Here is a 1,928-nt window from a genome sequence, read left to right as displayed (position 1 = left end):
CCGATCTTGTCGCCGTCGCGGCCGGTGACCGTGGCGCCGTACAGCTCCTCGACGGAGTTCATCCCGGAGATCATGTCGTGGTCCCTTCCGTTGGACGTCTTGGCCGCTTTCGCCAATCCCTTGACGAGTGGAGGGGTACCCGTGGGTCGGGGGCCCAAACCCCCGACCCACGGAAGATCGGGTGCGGGGACGACCGGGCTCAGAGGACCGCGGTGAACAGCGGCACGAGGCGCTCGTCGTCGGTCAAGGCGCCGTGCTGGCCGAGCAGGCGCAGCGCCTCGGGGCGCATGCGGGCGGAGTCCACCACCGCCACCGGGTCCGTCATGACGGCCAGGACGTCGCCGATGCGTGCGCTCACGTGCTCCTCCACGGGACCGAACCAGCCGGCGTCGACGGCCTGCTCCCGGGTCAGCACGCGCGCGCGGCCGTCCAGCCGCCCGGACCAGGTGCGCGCCACGTCCTCGGCGGCACCGGGCTCGGTGTACAGCTGCACGGCGCGCGGCTCACCGCCGACGTGGCGGACGCCAGCGCGCAGCGCCGGCTCGTGCGCGACGTCCAGGCGCCGGGCGGCCGGCACGTCCACCATGCCGTGGTCGGCGGTGACCACGAGCAGCGTCCCGCGCGGCAGCCGGCGCGCCAGCTCCCCCACGGCGGCGTCGACGCGTCCCAGCTCCTCGCCCCACTGCCAGGAGCCCACGCCCTCGCCGTGACCGGTGCGGTCCAGCTGGCCCCAGTAGACGTACGTCAGCCCGCGCGGTGCCGCGCGCACGGCGGCGACCGCGGCGTCCACGCGCGCCTCCAGGCGTTCGGGGGTGCCCACGAACCGCCCGCCGCGCAGCGCCGCCTCCGTCAGGCCGGAGCCGTCGAAGTGCGGCGGCGCCACCCGGGTGACGGGCACGCCGGCGGCCGTCAGCCGCTGGAAGACCGTGGTGCGCGGCTGCCACCGGCGCGGGTCCACCGGCCCGTTCCACTGCAGCTGGTTCAGCAGGACGTCGCGGTCGGGGTCGAGGACCTCGTAGCCGACCAGGCCGTGGGAGCCGGGCGGCAGGCCGGTGCCCAGCAGGCCCATGCTCGTGGCGGTCGTGGTGGGGAAGCCGGCGGTCAGGACGCGGTGGCGCTCCTCGGCGCGCCAGCGGCGCAGCGCGGGTGCGTGCCCGGAGCGCTCGCGCAGGGCCACCTCCCCCATGCCGTCGACCAGCAGCAGGCACACGCGGTCGGCGGCGGGCAGCTCCAGGGCCCCGGTGCCCGCACCGGGCCGCGCCGGGGGCCCGCCCGCCGCGCCGAGGGCGCGCTCGAGCGCGGGCACCAGGTCCGCGAGCGTGTCGCGCCCGTAGGAGGGCGCCGGCAGCACCGGGGGCGCTGCGCCGTCCGGCGACGTCACCTGCAGGTGGCGGCCGACAGGGCGCCGGCGAACTCGACGGCGGCGGCCACCGCGTCGGCCCCCTCGGCCGCCCCGGCGACCCGCACGGTCAGGTCGTCGCCGGTGGCGGTGCCGGTGTAGCCGTGGTCGGCCTCGCAGTCGGGGTCGGCGCAGCTGGCCGGCTCGAGGTCGAGGCGCTGCACCGCGCCCCAGCTCAGCGTGAGGCTGACCTCGGCGGGCACCGCGCCGGGGCGGTGGTCGGCGGGCCGGGTGACGACCCGGGACAGGACCACGGACGTCACCCGTTCCAGCGGCACCGCCTCGGTGGAGCACACCGCGTACGGCTCGGGGGACGTCTCGTCGGGGCCGTGGTCGTCGGCGTGGGCGACGAGCAGCCGGGTGGCGGTGGTGGTCAGGACGGTGACGTGCCGGTGCACCTCCCCACCGTCGAAGGTCGTCTCCTGGTGCACCAGGTGCGCCTCGACCGCCTCGTCGCCGAGCGCGGTGAGCAGGGCGTCGGCGAGCAGGGCCGGGTAGTAGCCGGCGCGCTCGAGGTCGGTCAGCAGCC

At 77.1% G+C, this 1,928-nt stretch carries 2 protein-coding genes; both read right to left on the bottom strand.

The features are described from left to right. Window positions 1-199: 199 nt before the first annotated feature. Window positions 200-1,381 carry an alkaline phosphatase family protein gene (locus tag V9U69_RS08585; RefSeq protein ID WP_337061186.1) on the bottom strand — a complete coding sequence of 394 codons (1,182 nt, stop codon included), beginning with the start codon at window positions 1,379-1,381 and terminating at the stop codon, window positions 200-202. Beyond that, window positions 1,378-1,926 carry a DUF5998 family protein gene (locus V9U69_RS08580; protein ID WP_442907682.1) on the bottom strand — a complete coding sequence of 183 codons (549 nt, stop codon included), beginning with the start codon at window positions 1,924-1,926 and terminating at the stop codon, window positions 1,378-1,380. Before V9U69_RS08580 ends, V9U69_RS08585 begins: the two co-directional genes overlap by 4 nt. Window positions 1,927-1,928: the final 2 nt, after the last annotated feature.

The organism is Kineococcus sp. G2 (assembly GCF_037154035.1).
GTDB lineage: Bacteria > Actinomycetota > Actinomycetes > Actinomycetales > Kineococcaceae > Kineococcus.
Note: the sequence above shows the minus strand (reverse complement) of the source record. Positions and strands in the feature narration are given on the sequence as shown.